The sequence below is a fragment of the Frankia sp. AiPs1 genome (assembly GCF_023716945.1).
Taxonomy (GTDB): Bacteria; Actinomycetota; Actinomycetes; order Frankiales; family Frankiaceae; genus Frankia.
Window position 1 is genome coordinate 1 of sequence record NZ_JAMQQF010000856.1, and the last position, 1,777, is coordinate 1,777.

General features: G+C 78.3%; 1 pseudogene. It reads right to left on the reverse strand.

The window, feature by feature from the left end:
- A pseudogene (locus ND748_RS31315) lies at positions 1-1,777 on the reverse strand (zinc ribbon domain-containing protein); the annotation flags it as partial.

The window sequence follows — 1,777 nt, forward strand, 5'->3', positions numbered from 1 at the left end:
GGGGCAGGCCACCGAGCGGGGTGGTGGGGGGGTTGTCCCCATCCGCGGGCCCCCGGGTCCCGCCCGGCTGAGGGACCCCCGCCATCGGATGGCGGGCGCCGACCGGTTCAGGCACCGGGATCGCGCCGTAGCGCGGCTGGGCCGGGCCCCCGAGCGGGTGCGCGGCGGTGACCGGGTCGGAGCCGGACGGGTCCGACCCGGCGGGGGGCCACCCCGCGAACGGACCGGCAAGGATGCTCCCGGGCCCTCCCCCCGGGCCAGCACTCCCCGGGCCAAGACCGCCCGGGCCAGCGACGAGGTGACCGCCGGTGGCGGGCCCGGACGCCGGGGCAAGCCGCGGCGGCGGGTCGCTGCGGGTCGCGGGACGGGCCAGCACCGCCACCCCCGTGGTTGCGACGCGGGCGATCCCGCCCGTCCGGTACATCGGATAGGCGGCCACATGGTAGGCCCACCCGTCCGCCGGGGCGGCGAGATGCCAGCCGCCCTTGATCTCGAGGCTGGTGTTGGTGACCTTGGCGCTGGCGGCGTACGGGTCGTCCGGACCGGTGGGCGTCCGGTCCCGCCGCCAGAGCACCCTCGCCTCGGTCACCCCGGGCGGCATCTGGAAGGACAGCACGATCGACTCGCCGCGGTCGTCGGCGCGCAGGTCGCGCACGGGCTCGATCACCACGTGCCGCACGGCCCGGCCGACGACGGCCGACTCCCCGTGCACCGTCACCGGGGTGTAGATCACCTCGCCGACCGGGGCGGACTCCCCGGCCTGCCCGGCCCGGCTGGCGCCGACCAGGCGGACGGGCCCGGTGATGGCGGCGAGCGGCACCTCGTCGCCCTCGCCGCCAAGTCCGCCGAGGGGCAGCGGGCCGGAGCCGGGCATCGACAGCGGGCCCGAGCTGGCACCGGGCAGCGGCAGCGGGCCCGAACCCGACATCAGCCGCGGACCGGTGTTCCCGGCGCCACCGGCGCCACCGGCGCCACCGGCGGAACCGGCGGAACCGGCGGAACCGGCGGAACCCGACGCGACCGGCGTCGCGTAGATCCGCACCTCCCAGCCAGGTGGGGGCGTCCAGCGCAGCGTGGTGCGCCCGCTGGTGGTGACGGCGGCGAGGTCCTGCACCGGCCGGGGCCGGGCGGTCGCCTCGACCTCGGCTTCGGCGCCCGGCGTGCGGACGGGGCGCCCGGCCGCGTCGTGGTACTCGACGAAGACGTGATAGCGGTACATCACGCCGACGACGACGTCCGTGTCGTGGAACACGCCGCCGGTGACCCGGGCCCGCCGCAGCGGCTGGCTGACGGACGAGCCGGGCACGACGGTCCGCTCGACCGTGACGACCGACAGGGCGCCGTCGAGCTGCCAGCCCAGCCGGATCCCGGCGGCGGTCCGCTCGGCGCGCAGCTCGGCGAGGTCGCGGGTGCAGACCACGGGCGCGGTGGCGACCGGCTCGGAGCGGCGCTCGCCGCAGATCGCGGTGACCTCGTGCCGCACCGGCGTCCACGCCGGCGCGCCGGCGTCGTAGAGCTCGGTGGAGCGGGTGGTACCCAGGCTGCGCCGACCCAGCGTCGCCGCGGCGCCCTCGACGAGCACGACGCGCTCCACCCGGTAGGAGACGGGGCCGCCGACGGACGGCGACGCCCGCCAGCGAAGCTGCACCGAACCGTCGGGGCCGGTGACCGCGGCGAGATCCGACGGCGGCGACAGCGGCAGCGCCGCCAATGCCGCGAGCGCCTCCCGGTTGTCCGCGGCGGTGGCGAGCACCGCGGCCAGGGCGGCCTCCTGGGC